At 65.8% G+C, this 14,987-nt stretch carries 13 protein-coding genes and 1 tRNA gene; all 14 read right to left on the bottom strand.

Translation table 11 applies throughout. The annotated features are described in order from the left end of the window. Positions 1 to 53: 53 nt before the first annotated feature. The gene (locus AB3347_RS03560) at positions 54 to 512 is read right to left on the bottom strand and encodes a MaoC family dehydratase (protein ID WP_369090381.1); all 459 of its coding nucleotides are present in this window, start codon (positions 510 to 512) and stop codon (positions 54 to 56) included. Further along, a complete protein-coding gene (locus tag AB3347_RS03555; RefSeq protein ID WP_369090380.1) occupies positions 509 to 970 on the bottom strand; it encodes a MaoC family dehydratase in 462 nt (153 codons plus the stop codon). Before AB3347_RS03555 ends, AB3347_RS03560 begins: the two co-directional genes overlap by 4 nt. 10 nt (positions 971 to 980) lie before the next feature. Next, entirely contained in the window at positions 981 to 2,120 is a 1,140-nt protein-coding gene (locus AB3347_RS03550; RefSeq protein ID WP_369090379.1) for an acyl-CoA dehydrogenase family protein, read from the bottom strand. Between the two features lie 11 nt (positions 2,121 to 2,131). Then, positions 2,132 to 3,334 carry an acyl-CoA dehydrogenase family protein gene (locus AB3347_RS03545; protein WP_369090378.1) on the bottom strand — a complete coding sequence of 401 codons (1,203 nt, stop codon included), beginning with the start codon at positions 3,332 to 3,334 and terminating at the stop codon, positions 2,132 to 2,134. Between the two features lie 140 nt (positions 3,335 to 3,474). Continuing rightward, positions 3,475 to 4,254, bottom strand: coding sequence for a PEP-CTERM sorting domain-containing protein (locus AB3347_RS03540; protein WP_369090377.1), 780 nt, complete (start codon positions 4,252 to 4,254; stop codon positions 3,475 to 3,477). 307 nt (positions 4,255 to 4,561) lie between these two features. Then, complete coding sequence (locus tag AB3347_RS03535) at positions 4,562 to 6,865, bottom strand: carboxy terminal-processing peptidase (protein WP_369090376.1); 2,304 nt, start codon at positions 6,863 to 6,865, stop codon at positions 4,562 to 4,564. A gap of 172 nt (positions 6,866 to 7,037) precedes the next feature. Further along, the gene (locus AB3347_RS03530; RefSeq protein WP_369090375.1) at positions 7,038 to 7,559 is read right to left on the bottom strand and encodes a hypothetical protein; all 522 of its coding nucleotides are present in this window, start codon (positions 7,557 to 7,559) and stop codon (positions 7,038 to 7,040) included. 45 nt (positions 7,560 to 7,604) lie between these two features. Beyond that, the gene (locus AB3347_RS03525) at positions 7,605 to 8,162 is read right to left on the bottom strand and encodes a thymidine kinase (RefSeq protein WP_369090374.1); all 558 of its coding nucleotides are present in this window, start codon (positions 8,160 to 8,162) and stop codon (positions 7,605 to 7,607) included. A 98-nt stretch (positions 8,163 to 8,260) separates the two neighbouring features. Continuing rightward, the gene (locus AB3347_RS03520) at positions 8,261 to 8,494 is read right to left on the bottom strand and encodes a DapH/DapD/GlmU-related protein (RefSeq protein ID WP_369090373.1); all 234 of its coding nucleotides are present in this window, start codon (positions 8,492 to 8,494) and stop codon (positions 8,261 to 8,263) included. 199 nt (positions 8,495 to 8,693) lie between these two features. Continuing rightward, on the bottom strand, positions 8,694 to 10,937 hold the full coding sequence (locus AB3347_RS03515; protein WP_369090372.1) for an acylase: 2,244 nt from the start codon (positions 10,935 to 10,937) through the stop codon (positions 8,694 to 8,696). 48 nt (positions 10,938 to 10,985) lie between these two features. Continuing rightward, positions 10,986 to 11,780: a hypothetical protein gene (locus tag AB3347_RS03510; protein WP_369090371.1), complete on the bottom strand. Its 795-nt coding sequence runs from the start codon at positions 11,778 to 11,780 to the stop codon at positions 10,986 to 10,988. A gap of 313 nt (positions 11,781 to 12,093) precedes the next feature. Next, a tRNA-Leu gene (locus tag AB3347_RS03505) sits at positions 12,094 to 12,180 on the bottom strand. Positions 12,181 to 12,269: 89 nt separating this feature from the next. Then, the gene (locus tag AB3347_RS03500; RefSeq protein ID WP_369090370.1) at positions 12,270 to 13,058 is read right to left on the bottom strand and encodes a hypothetical protein; all 789 of its coding nucleotides are present in this window, start codon (positions 13,056 to 13,058) and stop codon (positions 12,270 to 12,272) included. A 456-nt stretch (positions 13,059 to 13,514) separates the two neighbouring features. Next, positions 13,515 to 14,939 carry a nucleotide sugar dehydrogenase gene (locus tag AB3347_RS03495; RefSeq protein WP_369090369.1) on the bottom strand — a complete coding sequence of 475 codons (1,425 nt, stop codon included), beginning with the start codon at positions 14,937 to 14,939 and terminating at the stop codon, positions 13,515 to 13,517. Between the last annotated feature and the right edge of the window lie 48 nt (positions 14,940 to 14,987).

The following is a 14,987-nucleotide window of genomic DNA, read 5'->3' as shown; positions in this document are numbered from 1 at the left end:
GCGGCTCCCCGTCGACATGATGTGCCGCGCCGCAGGTGCCGCCCACCCTGCGTTCAGGCGTAAGCGCGCACCAGGAATTCGGCTGCACACACCGGCTTGCCGTCCCGTCCTTCGGGCTCGACGGTGACATTCCAGGTCAGCTGCACCCCACCCTCGATCGGCTCGCAGGCCGCCAGCGTCCAGCGTCCGCGCACCCGGCTGCCGCTCGGCAGCGGCGCCGGGAAACGCACCCGGTTCAGCCCATAATTCAGTCCCATGCGCATGCCCTCGATACGCAGGGCGCTCTCCAGCATCGCGGGCAGCAACGACAGGCTCAGGAAGCCGTGCGCCACCGGCGCGCCGAACGGCGATTCGCGCGCGCAGCGCTCCGGATCGACGTGGATCCACTGCCGGTCCTCGGTAGCCTCGGCAAAGGCGGCGATGCGCTCCTGTCCGACCGGGAACCAGCCGGATGCGGCCACTTCCTGGCCAACCAGCACCGGCAACTCGGCGAACGCGACGGTCCTGGTCATGGCGCCTCCCGCGGACGCTTGCCGAACATGCCCATGCCTTCGATGGTGCAGACGTCCTCGCCGTGCTGGTTGGTGGCGATCCACTTCGACCACACCACGCCGCGGTCGGGCCTGGAGTTCGAGGCCTTGACCGCGGTGGTGAGGTAGCGCACCCGGATGGTGTCGCCGGCGCGCAGCGGCCGCAGCCAGCGCACGCCGTCCAGGCCGGGCGAACCCATGCTGGACGACGAACACATCAGCCCATCGACCACCATGCGCATCATCATGCTGCAGGTATGCCAGCCGCTGGCGATCACGCCGCCGTAGATCGAGGCGGCGGCCGCGTCGGGATCGACGTGGAAGGGCTGCGGATCGTACTGGCGCGCGAAGTCGATGATCTCGGCTTCGCTCACATGGCGGGCGCCGAGGTCGATCTCCTGGCCGGGCTGGAAATCCTCGAAATACCATTGTCGCTTCATGCCTTCTCCTTCATGCGGCTTGCTGGAAAGCCGGCTGCGCCATGAAGCGCGCCAGGTGGTGGTCGCGGTCGCCCAGGGTCAGCTCGATCATCGACAGGCGCTTGAAGTAGTGCGCCGCCGCCAGCTCGTCGGTCACGCCCATGCCGCCGTGCAGCTGCACCGCCTGCTGGCCGATGAAACGGGCCGCCTGGCCGACACGGTACTTGGCGGCCGACACTACGCGGCGGCGCTCGGCAGCGTCGTCGCCGTCGAGCTTCACGGCCGCCAGCAGCGCCATCGAGCGGGCCTGCTCCAGGTGGATGAACATGTCCGCCATGCGGTGCTGCAGGGTCTGGAACTTGCCGATCGGGACGCCGAACTGCTGGCGCGTCTTGAGGTAGTCGAGCGTGGCGTCGAACAGCGCTTCCATCGCGCCCAGGGCCTCGGCGCACAGCAGGCCGGCGCCATAGTCGCTTGCTGCTTCCAGGATGTCCCAGCCGGCGCCGGGCGCGCCGATCAGCGCCGCGGCGGGCAGCAGCACCCCGTCCAGGCGCAGGTCGGCCGCGCGCTGGCCGTCCAGGGTGCGGTAGCCTTTCAGCTGCACGCCCGGGGCATCGGCCGGCACCGCGAACAGGCTGATCCCGCCCTGGTCGCGCTGGCCGCCGCTACTGCGCGCCGACACCACCAGCACGCCGGCCTGGGCGCCGTACAGCACGACGGTCTTCTCGCCGTCCAGGCGCCAGCCCTCGCCTGCCCGTTCCGCCCGCGCGGCGATGTCGTGCAGCGCGTGGCGCGCCTGGCGCTCGCCCAGCGCGCACGCCAGCCTCAAGCCGCCGCCCGCCACCCGTTCGAGCAGTGCCGCGTGCCCGCCGCCCAGCTTGAGGAATTGCGCCCCCAGCACGGTGGCGAAATACGGTTCCACCACCAGGCCGCGGCCGAGCTCGCGCATCACCACGAACAGGTCGACCGCCGTGCCGTCGAATCCGCCCTGCTGTTCCGGCACCGGCAGCGCCGTCATGCCCAGCTCGGCCAGCGTGGCCCAGGCCGCCTCCGACACGCCGGATTCCGAGTGGACGATGGCGCGGCGCTGCTCGAAGCCGTAGTCGCGCGCGATCCAGCGCTTGAGCGCATCGGCGAACTGGAGCTGTTCTTCCTTGAAGTCGAAATTCATCGGGATTCTCCTTACAGCCCCAAGATCATCTGGGAGATGATGTTACGCTGGATCTCGTTCGAGCCTCCGTAGATGGAGGTCTTGCGGTAGTTGAAGTAATAGGATGCGAGCGGCGCGGCATCGTCGTCGCCGGCGATGCTGTGCCCGGTCTCGCCTTCCAGGTAGGCCGGGTCGAACGGCAGGGCCATGGGGCCGGCCGCTTCCAGCATCAGCTCGGTCAGCGCCTGCTGGATGTCGGTGCCGCGCACCTTCAGCACCGAGGCCTCGGGGCCAGGCGCCTTGTTGGCCTGGGCCAGCACCCGCAGCACGGTCATCTCGAGCGCCATCAGTTCGATTTCCAGGTCGGCCACCTTGGCGGCGAACAGCGGGTCTTCCAGCAAGGGGCGCCCGTTCTTCTGCTCGCGCCGCGCCAGCCGCTTGAGGAAGGCCAGCTCGCGCTTGCTGCGCCCCACCGCCGCGATGCCGGTGCGCTCGTGTCCCAGCAGGTATTTGGCATAGGTCCAGCCGCGGTTTTCCTGGCCCACCAGGTTGGCCGCCGGCACCCGCACGTTGTCGAAGAAGACTTCGTTCACTTCGTGGTCTTCGTCGAGCATGATGATCGGGCGTACCGTGACGCCGGGCGCATGCATGTCGATCAGCAGGAAGGAGATGCCTTCCTGCTTGCGCACGCTCGGGTCGGTGCGCACCAGGCAGAAAATCATGTCGGCGTGCTGGGCCAGCGTGGTCCAGGTCTTCTGGCCGTTGACGATGTAGTAGTCGCCCTGCGCATCGGAATGGCGCACGGCGCTGGTCTTGAGCGAGGCCAGGTCGGAGCCCGCACCCGGTTCCGAATAGCCCTGGCACCACCAGTCCTCGCAGGACAGGATGCGCGGCAGGAAATAATCCTTCTGTTGCTGGTTGCCGAAGGCCATGATGACCGGTGCGACCATATCGATACCGAAGGGCATCACGCGCGGCGTGCCGGCACGGGCGCACTCTTCCTCGAAGATGTGGCGCTGCACCGGCGTCCAGCCGGGACCACCGAACTCGACCGGCCAGCCGGGCGCAACCCAGCCCTGCGCGGCCAGGATCTTGTGCCAGCGGACGAAGTCGTCCTTGTTCAGCCGCAGGTGCTGGAGCACCTTGGCCTGCAAGTCCTTGGGTAGATGGGAATCGAGGAAGGCGCGGACCTGGTCGCGAAAGGCCAGGTCCTCGTCCGTGTAGTGCAGGTCCATGTCGTCTCCTTGTTATCGCCGCCTGGAAAAGCACGGTCGTTCACAAGGATTGTACCCGACAGTTTTCAAGCCTGGACGGGATTTTTGCATTCATGGAGGGCGGACAGCGCCACCCTGCATGCAGGCCCGTATCGGGCCGATCAACGGCTACGGCGACGGGTCATGGCGCCCGCGCCCAGCATGCCCAGCAGCATCAGGGCGATGCTCGACGGCTCCGGCAGATCGGCCGCCGGGGTTTCCAGGCGCGGAATCGCCAGGCCATTGTCGTTCGGCTTGTTGGCCTGCTCCGGCAGGAAGATCGTGGACGGTTGGCCGCCGTTGGAGCCGCCGTTCGTGCCGTCGCCACTCGAGCCGCCGCCGGTGCCGCCCGAGGAACCGGTCGAGCCGCCGCCAGTACTGCCCGAGGAACCGGTCGAGCCGCCGCCAGTACTGCCCGAAGAACCGGTCGAGCCGCTGCCACCGCCGCCGCTGCCCACGTTGCCACCGCCGCCCGTCATCACCGGCGCCTTGGCCTGCGCATCCGAAATCACTGCGCCGTTCGCCGAACCGACCACCGACGTGCCCGGCCCGAGGGTCGCCGCCAGGATGCCGTGACCGGAGGCCAGCAGGTAGCTCGCCTCGATGCCGCGCTGGAAGAACAGCGTGGTCTGGCCCTCCACCTTGCCGACGGTGCCTGCAACCTTGCCCATCAGCACATCCATGAGATTGGCGTCCGAACCGCCGCCGGTGGTGTGCGCGACACCGCCAACCAGGTTCAGGTTGCCGTGCAGGACGCCAGAACCAAGCACGTCTGTGCCGTTACCGGTCGTCCAACCGGTGACATAAGTGGCCTGGCCGGTCGGCTGGGGCGAGATGGTGTCCGCGTGGGCCACTCCTGCACCAGCGAGCAACGCGGCAATCACGAATCGGCGAATTGTCATGACGATAACTCCTTGGGTTACATGAAATTGTTGTTTTTACAACCGTAGAGTTATCCTACCATAAGTAAAACAAAGACAAGATTTAGTCGAACTCAACCGTGCGCGGGGTATGAAAGCCAGAAAAACCCCCGGAATTCGGTAGGACTGATCCTACTAGGCTCCCCATTTATGCAGCACGCATTTCCCCGAATAATTACGTTTACGATAATTTTTCCTGCCGTCGAGCACAAACGACAAGGCCGGGCCCTGCTTGCGCAAGACCCGGCCTTGGTGCCGGTTCAGGGGGCGCCCCAGGCGCTGGCGTGCTTCAGTTACCGCCGCGGGGCGAGGCCATGTAGGGCATGGCGCGCGACGCCATGCGGGTATCGGTGCGCAGCATGCCCACTTCGTCCGCGAGAATGTTGGCGGCTTCCTGCAACAGGATGTCCTTGGCGTCCTTGGCGGCCTTCTCGGCAGCCAGTTCGGCCGCCAGGTCGCGCTCGTCGTACTGCAGGCCATCGTCCTGGCGCGGCGCGCCGCGCACCGCCGTCACCGCCTTGGCCGGCTTGGTAGGCGCCGGCACCTTGCCGCGCGCTTCCTTGCCGGCCGGGCCGGCAGCCGGCTCGTCGGTATTGGTGCCGCTGGCGCCGGCCAGGCGCGCTTCGCGCAGCTTGGCGCGGGCTTCCTGGGCGTCGCGCTCCTTGCGGCGCACCGACTCGTTCAGCGAAATCGCGTTTTCCTTGCGGATCTTGAGCACCTCGGCGATGTCTTCCTGCAGGAACTGGAACTCCTTGTCCTTGGCGATACGCGCTTCATGGCGCTTCTGGAGCGGGCCGATCAGCTCTTTGAGGTCGCCCGCCGCCGCATAGCTGGCCGGCTTGATCGCCACCCAGGGCAGCGCATTGTCATAGGACGACTCGCCGAAGCTGTCGAGATCGGACAGCACCGGCAGCTTGATGTCCGGGGTCACGCCGCGCAGTTGGGTGGTGCCGCCGTTGATGCGGAAGAACTGGGCGATGGTCATCTTCAGTTCGCCGTAGCGCACTTTCTCGCCCGGGGAGAAGCGGTCGAGATCGATCAGGGTCTGCACGGTGCCCTTGCCGAAGCTCGGTTCGCCGATCACCAGGCCGCGGCCGTAGTCCTGCACCGCCGCGGCGAAGATCTCGGAAGCCGAGGCCGAACCGCGGTTGATCAGCACGCCCATCGGGCCGTCCCAGGCCAGGCCCGGCTGCAGGTCGGACTCGACCTCGATGCGGCCCTGCGCGTCGCGCTGCTGCACCACCGGCCCCTTGTCGATGAACAGGCCGGTCAGTTCGATGGCCTCGGTGAGCGAGCCGCCGCCGTTGTTGCGCAGGTCGATCAGGACGTTGTCGACCTTCTCTTTCTTGAGCTCGCCGAGGATGCGGGCCACGTCGCGGGTGGCGCTGCGGTAATCCTTGTCACCGCGGCGGCGCGCCTCGAAGTCGAGGTAGAAGGTCGGCAGCGAGATCACGCCGACGCGGCGCTTGAAGGCGCCATCCTTGACCTCGATGATCGATTTCTTGGCGGCCTGCTCTTCCATGCTGATCTTCTTGCGCACCATGGTCACGGTGACGTGCTTGGCGTCGGGACCGGCATCGCCCGGCAGCACGTCGAGGCGGACGGTCGAGCCCTTCTCGCCGCGCACCAGCTGGACCACGTCGTCGATGCGCCAGCCGAGCACGTCGGTGAACGGCGCATTGCCCTGGGCCACGCCGACGATGCGGTCGCCCACCTTCAGCTTGCCCGACAGCGCGGCCGGGCTGCCCGGCACGATTTCGCGGATCACCGTGTATTCGTCGCGCGACTGCAGCACGGCGCCGATGCCTTCCAGCGACAGGCGCATTGCGATGTCGAAGTTGTCGGCCGAACGCGGGCCGAGGTAGTTGGTGTGCGGCTCGATCGAGGTGGCATAGGCGTTCATGAACATCTGGAACACGTCCTCGTTGTTCAGCTTGCGGATGCGGGTGATGTAGTTCTCGTAGCGCTTGTCGAGCGTCTCGCGGATGGCTTTCTCTTCCTTGCCGGCGAGCTTCAGGCGCAGCCAGTCGTTCTTGACGCGCTTGCGCCACAGCTCACGCACCTCGTCCTCGTTCTTGGCCCAGGGCGATTTCTCGCGGTCGAGCTGGATGGATTCGTCGAGGGTGAAGTCCGGGCGGGTCTTGAGCAGCTGGCGCGCGTAGTTCATGCGCTCGGTGAAGCGCTGCTGGTAGAGGTTGTAGATGGCGAACGGAACGGTGAGGTTCTCGTTGTTGATGGCGTCGTCCATCTTGGTGCGCATCGGCGCGAACTGGTCGACGTCGGCCTGGGTGAAATACAGCTTCTCGCTGTCGAGGGTCTGGAAATAGTTGTCGAAGATCTTTACCGACATCGCGTCGTCGAGCGGCACCGCCTTGTAGTGGTAGCGGCCAAGGACGCGCGACGCCCACAGGGCCGCCTGGGTCTGCTCCGCGAGCGGCTTGAGCTGCAGGCTGGCGGCAGCCGAGCCGGCGCCGGCGCCGGATGCCTTGACGGCAGCCACGGCGGCCACTTTCTCTTTCTCGGGCTGGGCAGTCACCACGTGGGCGGACATCGCGAAGGCCATGGCGGCCATGAACAGGTGGTGCTTCTTCATTCGTCGTCTCTCCGAAACGAAATTACTTGCCTCGGCGCGACCGGCGATGGTTGGAAAACAAACAAGCCGGTCAATACGCCCTGTGTGGGCCATTCTACAGGAAGCGGGACGAAGGCAGAGCCGGCATCTGCGCATTTTCGCCCGACAATTAAGGCTCCCATAAGCGAGGCCTTCACCCTTTGACAAGCTGGAGCAGTTCAGTCCGGTAGATCGTGGCCAGTCCGGCAAGCGCCAGCACCGGGATCCACGGCCACGAGCGCGCCGCCAGGCGCCAGTCCACCGGCGAGGGCCAGAAGGACAGGAACTGCGGCGCCAGCAGGAAGGCCAGCGCCAGGTCGAGCGCTTCGAACACCAGGCCATGGCGGGTGCGCCACCAGGCCGCCGCGAACGGCAGCGCCAGCACCAGCAGCGGCGCCAGCGCGCTCGGCGCGGCGTTGTACCAGCGCAGGTTGGCGAAGGTGACGGAACCGAGCTCCCAGTTGTGCCCCTTTCCCGGCTTCTTGATGCGGCGCGGGATCACGCTCAGGCCCACCGGCTCGGCATTGGTCAGGAGACCGACCGAGAAATGCGCCAGCTCGTGGCACAGGGTGCCGGCCGCGGTGAACAGGAAGAAGAAGGGATGCGCGCCCGAGCCGATCCACAGCAGCAGCGCCAGCGCGGCCGAGGGCACGAGGTACAGCAGGATGTCGCTCATGTGGGGCGGCGCAGGCAGGACCGGCGGGCGGGCCCGTGCTGCGATTCAGTGCGAACCGGAATAGAAGCAGCGCCCGCAGGCCTGGCGGTAGCTCTCGTTGCCGCCGATGCTGACCTGCTCGCCTTCGCGGATGCGGCGGCCCTCGGCGTCGACCCGGATGTTCATGGTCGCCTTCTTGCCGCAGGTGCAGATGTTCTTGATTTCCTCGATGTCGTCGGCCAGCGCCAGCAGGTAGGCCGAACCGGGAAAGGGCTCGCCGCGGAAATCGCTGCGCAGGCCGTAGCAGATCACCGGGATGCCGCGCACCTGGGCCACCTGGTGCAATTGCTGGACCTGGGCGGTGGTGAGGAACTGGGCTTCGTCGACCAGGATGCAGGCCACCGGCGGCGCGCTGGCCAGGAAGTCGGTGTCGCGGTCGAACAGGTCGACCTGGCGCTGCGGGCCGAGGCGCGAGGTGATCGTGCCGACGCCGTAGCGGTCGTCGATGGCCGCCGTGTAGAGCTTGACCTTCTGGCCCTGCTCTTCGTAGTTGTGCGCCACCTGCAACAGGGAGGTCGATTTGCCGGCGTTCATCGCCGAATACCTGAAATAGAGTTTTGCCACGGCGCTGCCCCGAACTGCGTTGTTCGACTTTGGGTCGGTGTGAAGAATTGTCGGATTATAACAAGCAGCGGGGCTCCCGCACCAGCGCCCTGCCCCATTCAGCCGGCGTGTTCGCGGGCCGGATTGCCGGCCACGCGCGCCCCGGCGGGCACGTCGTGCGTGACCACGCTGCCGGCCCCGACCACGGCATCGTCGCCGATCGTCACGCCCGGCAGGACGATCGCGCCGCCGCCGATCCAGACATTGCTGCCGATGCTGACCGGGCGCCCGGATTCCAGCCCGCCGCGGCGCAGCGCGGCATCGAGCGGATGCTCGGCGGTGTAGATCTGCACCGCCGGACCGATGCGGGTGTCGCCAGGCCTTGCTCGGCCACCAGCTCGGGATCGCCGGCGTGGTAGGACTGGCCCGCCAGCATCTTGTGCCGCTCGCTCATGCGCATGTCGCTGCTCTCCCCGTTTCGTGGTCCGGCGCCGCGTTGCTTTGCCGCTGCGCGTCCGTCAGTCGAACGCGCGCACGGCTTTGCCGTGCACCCTACATACCGGGATGGTACTTGCGCTCCAGGTGTTTCTCGATGTCTTCCTTGTAGAACAGCACGTCCTTGAATTCGCCGCGGCTGTACATCTCGGCCTGGTCGGCGAAGTGCTTCGACGCCGGGTTGTTGCTATTGCCGCCCGCCAGGATACTCTTGGCGCGCACGCGCGGGCCGAATTCCACCACGGCGACGAAGCTGTTGCCGCGGTCACCGTAGATGCGCTTGGTCTTTTGCTTGGCCACCATGCCGAACGAAGCCAGCGAGCCCCAGTTGGCCGAGGCGAAGCCCACCGGCCAGCTCGGCTTGCTGTCGTCGTACTGCTGCTCGACGTCGCCGCTGATGCGCTGGAAGCGGTTGATCTCGCCCCACGGCGTCTGCCAGCTGCCGAAGTCGGCGGCGAGCTTGTCGGAAGCGCGCTGCAGCGAGGCCAGGCGTTCCTCAGAACTCAGGCTGGCGGTGATGAAATCGACCACCGGCGTACCCTGGGCGCGGGCACGCGGCGCATTCCTGGCCACCATGTCCTGGCCCCAGTAGATCGCCAGCGAGGTCGGCACGGAAGCGACGCCGAAGCGCAGGTCCCAGGCGCGCAGCGCCGCCACCTGGGCGGAGAGCAGCACCTTGCGCGGGTCGCTCGCCGGCAGCGCGTCGTAGTCCTTCAGCAGCTGCGGCAGCAGCGGCTCGAAGGCGGTCAGGTGGCTGTCGTAGGCGGCGGCGATCAGGCTGTCGAGCGTGAAATCCTTCGCATCCTTGAGCACGCGCTCGGCGTGGCGGCCGCGCGCGTTCTCGGGAAGCGACCACATGTAGTCAGGGTAGTCCTGGCGCTTCGGGCTGCTCGCGCCCGAGGAACTGAAGGGCCAGTTGTTGGTGTTCGAGATATAGCCGCTGGCCGGGTTGAACAGCGTGATGGTGTCCCGGATGGCGTGCAGGCCCTGCCATTCGGTGGCCGGGTTGCTGCCATCCACCGGGCGGCTCCAGTCGAAGCGCGGGTCGCGTTTCGGGATGAAGTTGCCGTGGAAGTAGGCGATATTGCCCTTGGCATCGGCATACACGGTGTTGTTGGACGAGTTGGTGCGCAGCTCCATGGCCTTGTAGAAGGCGTCGTAGTCGCGCGCCTTGGTGCGGGTGTACGACTGCGTGAGCGCCTTGAGCGGCTCGTCCATCATCCTGACGGACACCCACTTGCCGCCCTCCTCGCGCACCACCGGGCCGTGGTGGGTGAAGTAAGCGGTGACCGTGCGGCTGGCCATCGCGCCCGAAGCGGTCTTGTACGGCAGCGACATGGTCCTGGCCTGCATCGGGCGCTCTTCCTTGCCGTATTTGTAGAAGAACTTGCCGTCCTTCTCGACCACGGTCTCGAGGTATTCGTCGATGACGTCGCCGCCGCCCGAGGTGTGCATCCAGCCGGCCTTGTCGTTGAAGCCCTGGTAGATGAAGAACTGGCCCCAGGTCACGGCGCCGTAGGCGTTCAGGCCCTGTTCGCTGACCATGTGGACTTCGGGGCGGAAGTAGAACGAGGTATGCGGGTTAATCAGGAGCAGCGCCTTGCCGGAAGCGGACAGTTTGGGGGCGATCGCAAAGCCGTTCGAACCGCGCGGCTCGGCGTCGAAGCCCTTGTCCAGGGCCGCGACCTTGTCGGCCATGGTCGCCTGCGGACGCTTGCCGCGTTGTTCGTAAAAGCGTTCGAGGTCCTTCAGGTCGATCGATTCGATGTCGCCGCCGATGCTGCCCTCGGAAAAACTCAGCGCCATCCAGGGCTCGAAGCGGGTGATCAGCTTCGGCTTCACTTCCGGGTGGGTATGCAGGTAGTAGTTCAGGCCGTCGGCAAAGCCGACCATCAATTCCTTCAGCCAGGCCGGGCTGGCGGCATACTTGGCCTGCATGTCGGCGGGCTGGATATACATCTTCATGCGCAGGTCGCGCCAGATTTCCTTCTCGCCCTCGACCTCGGCCAGGCGGCCCATCGCATTGATGTAGTTGAGCTCGACGCGGTTGAAGTCGTCCTCGGCCTGCGCATACAGCAGGCCGAACACCGCGTCGGCATCGGTCTTGCCGAACACGTGGGGAATGCCCCACTTGTCGCGCATGATGGTCACCCGCGCCGCCGTCTTCTTCCAGCGCGCCAGGTCGGCGGCGCCGGGGGCGTGCTGCGCTGCGGTCGCCGTTGCCGGCGCCGCCAGGGCGGGCGCCGCGGCGCCGAGCGCGCAAGCCAGGATGGCCGGAAGCAGGATGCGGGTGGTGGTCATGCGTGGTCTCCTTGTTATTGTCTTGTCTGCTGCGAAGCTACGGTGAATCTACGACGCTACCCCGGCATGGACCAGGCGCTGCTTGAGCACCTCGTTTTCGGTCAGCAGGGTCGCCACCCGGTCCTTCAGCGAGGCGATCTCGGCACGCGCGGCGGCCAGCTCGTCAGCAGGATCGCCGGCCACCGTTTCCTTCTTCGGACGGGTCGCCATCTTCTGCTCGCGCACCTGGCGCGCGGCCTGCTGCAGCTCCTTGCGGCCGCCCGCCACCGCCGCCTTCTGCACTTCTTCCGGCAGCTGGGCCACGTTGGCGGCGGCATTGATCGAAATGGCGCCGGTGCGCACCGCCTCGCGCAGCTCGGGCGTGGCCGCCTTCTGGATGCGCTCGATCTGGCTGATGGTATTGGCCGACACGCGCGCGGCCTTGGCCACTTCTTCGCGGGTGTTCCAGGGCGGCGGCGGGCGCGAATCGAGGTCGTCGGCTTCCGGCTTGGGCGGCTCCTTGGCCAGCTGCTCGGCCATGCGCGCGGTGACGATCTCTTTCTTCTTGAGCGCCAGCACGCCGCGCTGGAAGTCCGACACGCTGCGGCGCGCCAGGTGGTTGTCGATCATCCACAGCATCACGTCGTCGATCGACGCGAAGTTGTTGTTGTGGACCGTGCGGAAGGGAATGCCGTGCTTCTGGCAGATCTCGTAGCGGTTGTGGCCGTCGATCAGGGTGTCGCGCCACAGCACCAGCGCGTCGCGGCAGCCTTCGGCCAGCAGGCTGCGCTCGAGCGCGGCGTATTCGACGTCGGTCAGCGGGTCGACGAAGGCACGCAGTTCGTCATTGATAGTGATGTTCAATTCTTGTCCTCTTGCTGCGGCGGCAACAGGTTGAGCCGCCGTCCGGCATGCTACACCATCCCGGCGGGCGGACCAATGGATCAGTGCGTCGAAGCGGGCGGGCCAACCGGGAGACTGCTGCGCGGCGCATGCTGCGCGGCGCAAGATCCTGCCGCTGGAAGCGCAGCAGCATCGGGTGCGGCATTCGCACCGGCGCCCTGCCATCTGGAGGCGCACGTGGGCCGGTGCTATGGCGCACCCGTCTTCAGGGAAAGGGAATGACAGGGGAATGACTGCCTCGGCACCGCAGCATGCCTGGCGTGCGCATGCTTGCTGGTGCCCGGAGCCGGGATCGAACCGGCACGCCCTTTCGAGCACGGGATTTTAAGTCCCGGGTGTCTACCAGTTTCACCATCCGGGCAGCGGCCCAGATTCTAGCATATACGCAAGCATTGCAAAACAGTACAGCATGCAAGAGCCGCCAGACACGGCAGCGGCCCTTGGTTCTGCTCAGGGCTTGAGCAGGCGGTAGTTTGCGTAGTCGTGGATCGCCAGGCCGCCATAGCCGGCGTGCACGGCGAAATAGCTGCCGACCTTGGCCAGCTCGCTTTCCATGCGCGCCTGCCCTTGCTCGCAGAAGATGAGCTTGGCGTATTCCTGGTTGCAGGTGGTTTCCACGCCCACGACGGTTCGCTTGCCCCGCGACAAGGCGTAGTTGGCGGGGTGCAACGCGTGCGACACGATGCTGTCTTCACCCAGCGCGTAATCCCGGTAGTCCATCAGCGTGGTGCGGTCGGTGGTATCGACCATCCAGTGCGACAGGGTCTTGGTCACGCCGCCGCGCGTCAGCGAGACATATTCATAGCCCATCGCGATGTCCGCGTTGATGTACAGGTTGTTCGCCTTGATCGCCATGAGCTTGGTGTACAGGTCGACGAGGTGATGACCCAGGGTGACCGGATCCTGCTGCCAGAGCGCGAGTCCATGCGGTTCGATGTCGAAATGGATGCCGACCGGGCGATTGCCGGTCAGGCGCGAGATATAAGCGTTCGCGCGCTGCAGCATCTCGATGGGTTTGTAGTGGTTCTGCGGCAGCGACCACTCCGCCGCGCCGAACAGCAGCTCGACCTTGATGCCGCGGGCGCCGGCCCGGTTCAGGAAGGCGGTCAGCAAGGCCGGCTTGTTGAGCAGGGTTTCGCTGTGCAGGAAAATGTGCGTTACTTTCCGCGCGGCCGCGAAGTCGAGCATCCTGGTCTGCTTCGCGGTAGTGCCGACGTCGGCATCGTACCAAGTCCACATCGCACGATCACCTACCGCGCCAGCGGTGGTAGTGGCCGTACTGGTCGCGACAGTGGCAAGGGTCCGGCTGGCAGGCATGGCAGGCAGTGCGGCCGAAACGGCGCCCGACGCAGTGGCCAGGCTACCCTCCCCCGTGCTGGCGCCCAGCGCCGACACCTGGGCCAGGCTGCGGGTTTCGCTTGGCGCCTCGCTACCGCCGCAGCCGGCAAGGAAAAGTAAGGCGCACGCGGCGGCGAGCCGACGAGAAGAAAAACAGTGTTTCTGAAACATTTAGCGAGCCCATCAATGTGCTGGAAAAAACCGCAGCTTAGGCCATTGACGGCAGGAACTAAATGCTTATATGAAAAAATGTTTCTATGAATAATGGATGCACGATAGGTGCAGATGACAACCATACAATGCACGATGTCGGAAAATTCCTCTAGGATCTCCAACATCGCCAAGCGTTGACGAGAGTCAGGACATTACGACATTGGCATGCGATGGCGAATAGACCCCACGTGTATCCACGATCAGTTGTGCGTTGTTCAATATCATGTCGTAATCGAAATCCGAGTGATTGGTGGCAATTAGCAACACGTCGTATGCCGCGATGGTGCGGGGGTCGAGCTGGACGCTGCGCTGCTCCGGACAATGCGGCTTGCGGTAGACCGGAATATGTGGGTCCGCATACTCCACCAGGGCGCCGCGCGCCTGCAGCATCTCCATGATGCGCAGCGAAGGCGACTCCCGCAGGTCGTCGACATCGCGCTTGTACGACAGCCCCAGCAGCAGCACCCTGGCGCCCCGGACGGCCCGACCGCGCGCGTTCAACGCATCGGCCAGCTTGTCGATCACCCAGCGCGGCATGTGCTCGTTGATCTCGCCGGCGAGTTCAATGAAGCGGGTCGGCACGCCGAATTGGCGCGCTTTCCACGTCAGGTAGAAAGGATCGATCGGGATGCAATGGCCGCCCAGGCCCGGGCCCGGGTAGTGCGCGGTGAAGCCGAAGGGCTTGGTGGCCGCCGCCCGGATCACTTCGTGGATGTCGATACCCATGTTATCGGCGATCATCTTCATCTCGTTGATCAGCCCGATGTTGACCGAACGGTAAATATTCTCGAGCAGCTTGGTCAGCTCGGCAGCCCGGCTGGAACTGACCGCGACCACCTGGTCCACGGCCGCGCTGTACAGGGCGATGCCGGCACGGCGGCAATCCGGCATGTCGCCGCCGCACACTTTCGGGATGTCGCGCGTCTTGTAGTGCGCATTGCCGGGGTCCTCCCGCTCGGGCGAGAACACCAGGAAGAAATCCTGCCCGATCGTGAAGCCCCGGCTTTCGATGCGCGGACGCAGCTCTTCGGCCGTGGTGCCCGGATAGGTCGTGCTTTCGAGCGACAGGATCTGGCCGCTCCGCAGGTGCGGCACCAGCGCGTCCGCCGTGCCCAGCACATAGCTCAGGTCGGGCTCGCGCGAGGCGTTGAGCGGGGTCGGCACGCAGATGATCAGCGCATCGGCGTCGCCGGCGCGCGACATGTCCAGCGTCGCCTCGAAACCGCGCGCGCGGGCGGCGATGATCGCTTCCTGGCTGATGTGTTCGATGTAGCTGTTGCCGCGGTTGAGCGCGTCGATCTTGTGCACATCGTTGTCGAAACCGATGACCTTGAAGCCTTCCTCGGCATACCGCAAGGCCAGCGGCGTGCCGACATAGCCGAGACCGACGATGCCGATCACCGCGTTGCGCGTTGCGATCCTGTTGATCAGCCAGTCACATTTGCTGGAACGCTCTCGCTTGGTGTTTGTCTGGGTATGGGCTCGCATGAAAGCTCCTTCAGTGTTTGTGATTGCCGATGAGGTCGCGCCAGAGGCTTTCAAGGCCGGCCGCGACAGCTGTAAAACCATGCAGGCGGAGTTCGTTTCGCAGGCGGCTGTTATCCGCCATCGAGTGGC

Origin of the sequence: Massilia sp. X63 (genome assembly GCF_041023745.1) — a bacterium.
GTDB lineage: Bacteria > Pseudomonadota > Gammaproteobacteria > Burkholderiales > Burkholderiaceae_D > Telluria.
This window is presented reverse-complemented; position numbering and strand designations above follow the sequence as displayed.

Coding starts and splice junctions, on each gene's coding strand:
- AB3347_RS03560 (WP_369090381.1), bottom strand. CDS start 512: ATGACCAGGACCGTCGCGTTCGCCGAGTTGCCGGTGCTGGTTGGCCAG.
- AB3347_RS03555 (WP_369090380.1), bottom strand. CDS start 970: ATGAAGCGACAATGGTATTTCGAGGATTTCCAGCCCGGCCAGGAGATC.
- AB3347_RS03550 (WP_369090379.1), bottom strand. CDS start 2,120: ATGAATTTCGACTTCAAGGAAGAACAGCTCCAGTTCGCCGATGCGCTC.
- AB3347_RS03545 (WP_369090378.1), bottom strand. CDS start 3,334: ATGGACCTGCACTACACGGACGAGGACCTGGCCTTTCGCGACCAGGTC.
- AB3347_RS03540 (WP_369090377.1), bottom strand. CDS start 4,254: ATGACAATTCGCCGATTCGTGATTGCCGCGTTGCTCGCTGGTGCAGGA.
- AB3347_RS03535 (WP_369090376.1), bottom strand. CDS start 6,865: ATGAAGAAGCACCACCTGTTCATGGCCGCCATGGCCTTCGCGATGTCC.
- AB3347_RS03530 (WP_369090375.1), bottom strand. CDS start 7,559: ATGAGCGACATCCTGCTGTACCTCGTGCCCTCGGCCGCGCTGGCGCTG.
- AB3347_RS03515 (WP_369090372.1), bottom strand. CDS start 10,937: ATGACCACCACCCGCATCCTGCTTCCGGCCATCCTGGCTTGCGCGCTC.
- AB3347_RS03500 (WP_369090370.1), bottom strand. CDS start 13,058: ATGTGGACTTGGTACGATGCCGACGTCGGCACTACCGCGAAGCAGACC.
- AB3347_RS03495 (WP_369090369.1), bottom strand. CDS start 14,939: ATGGTTTTACAGCTGTCGCGGCCGGCCTTGAAAGCCTCTGGCGCGACC.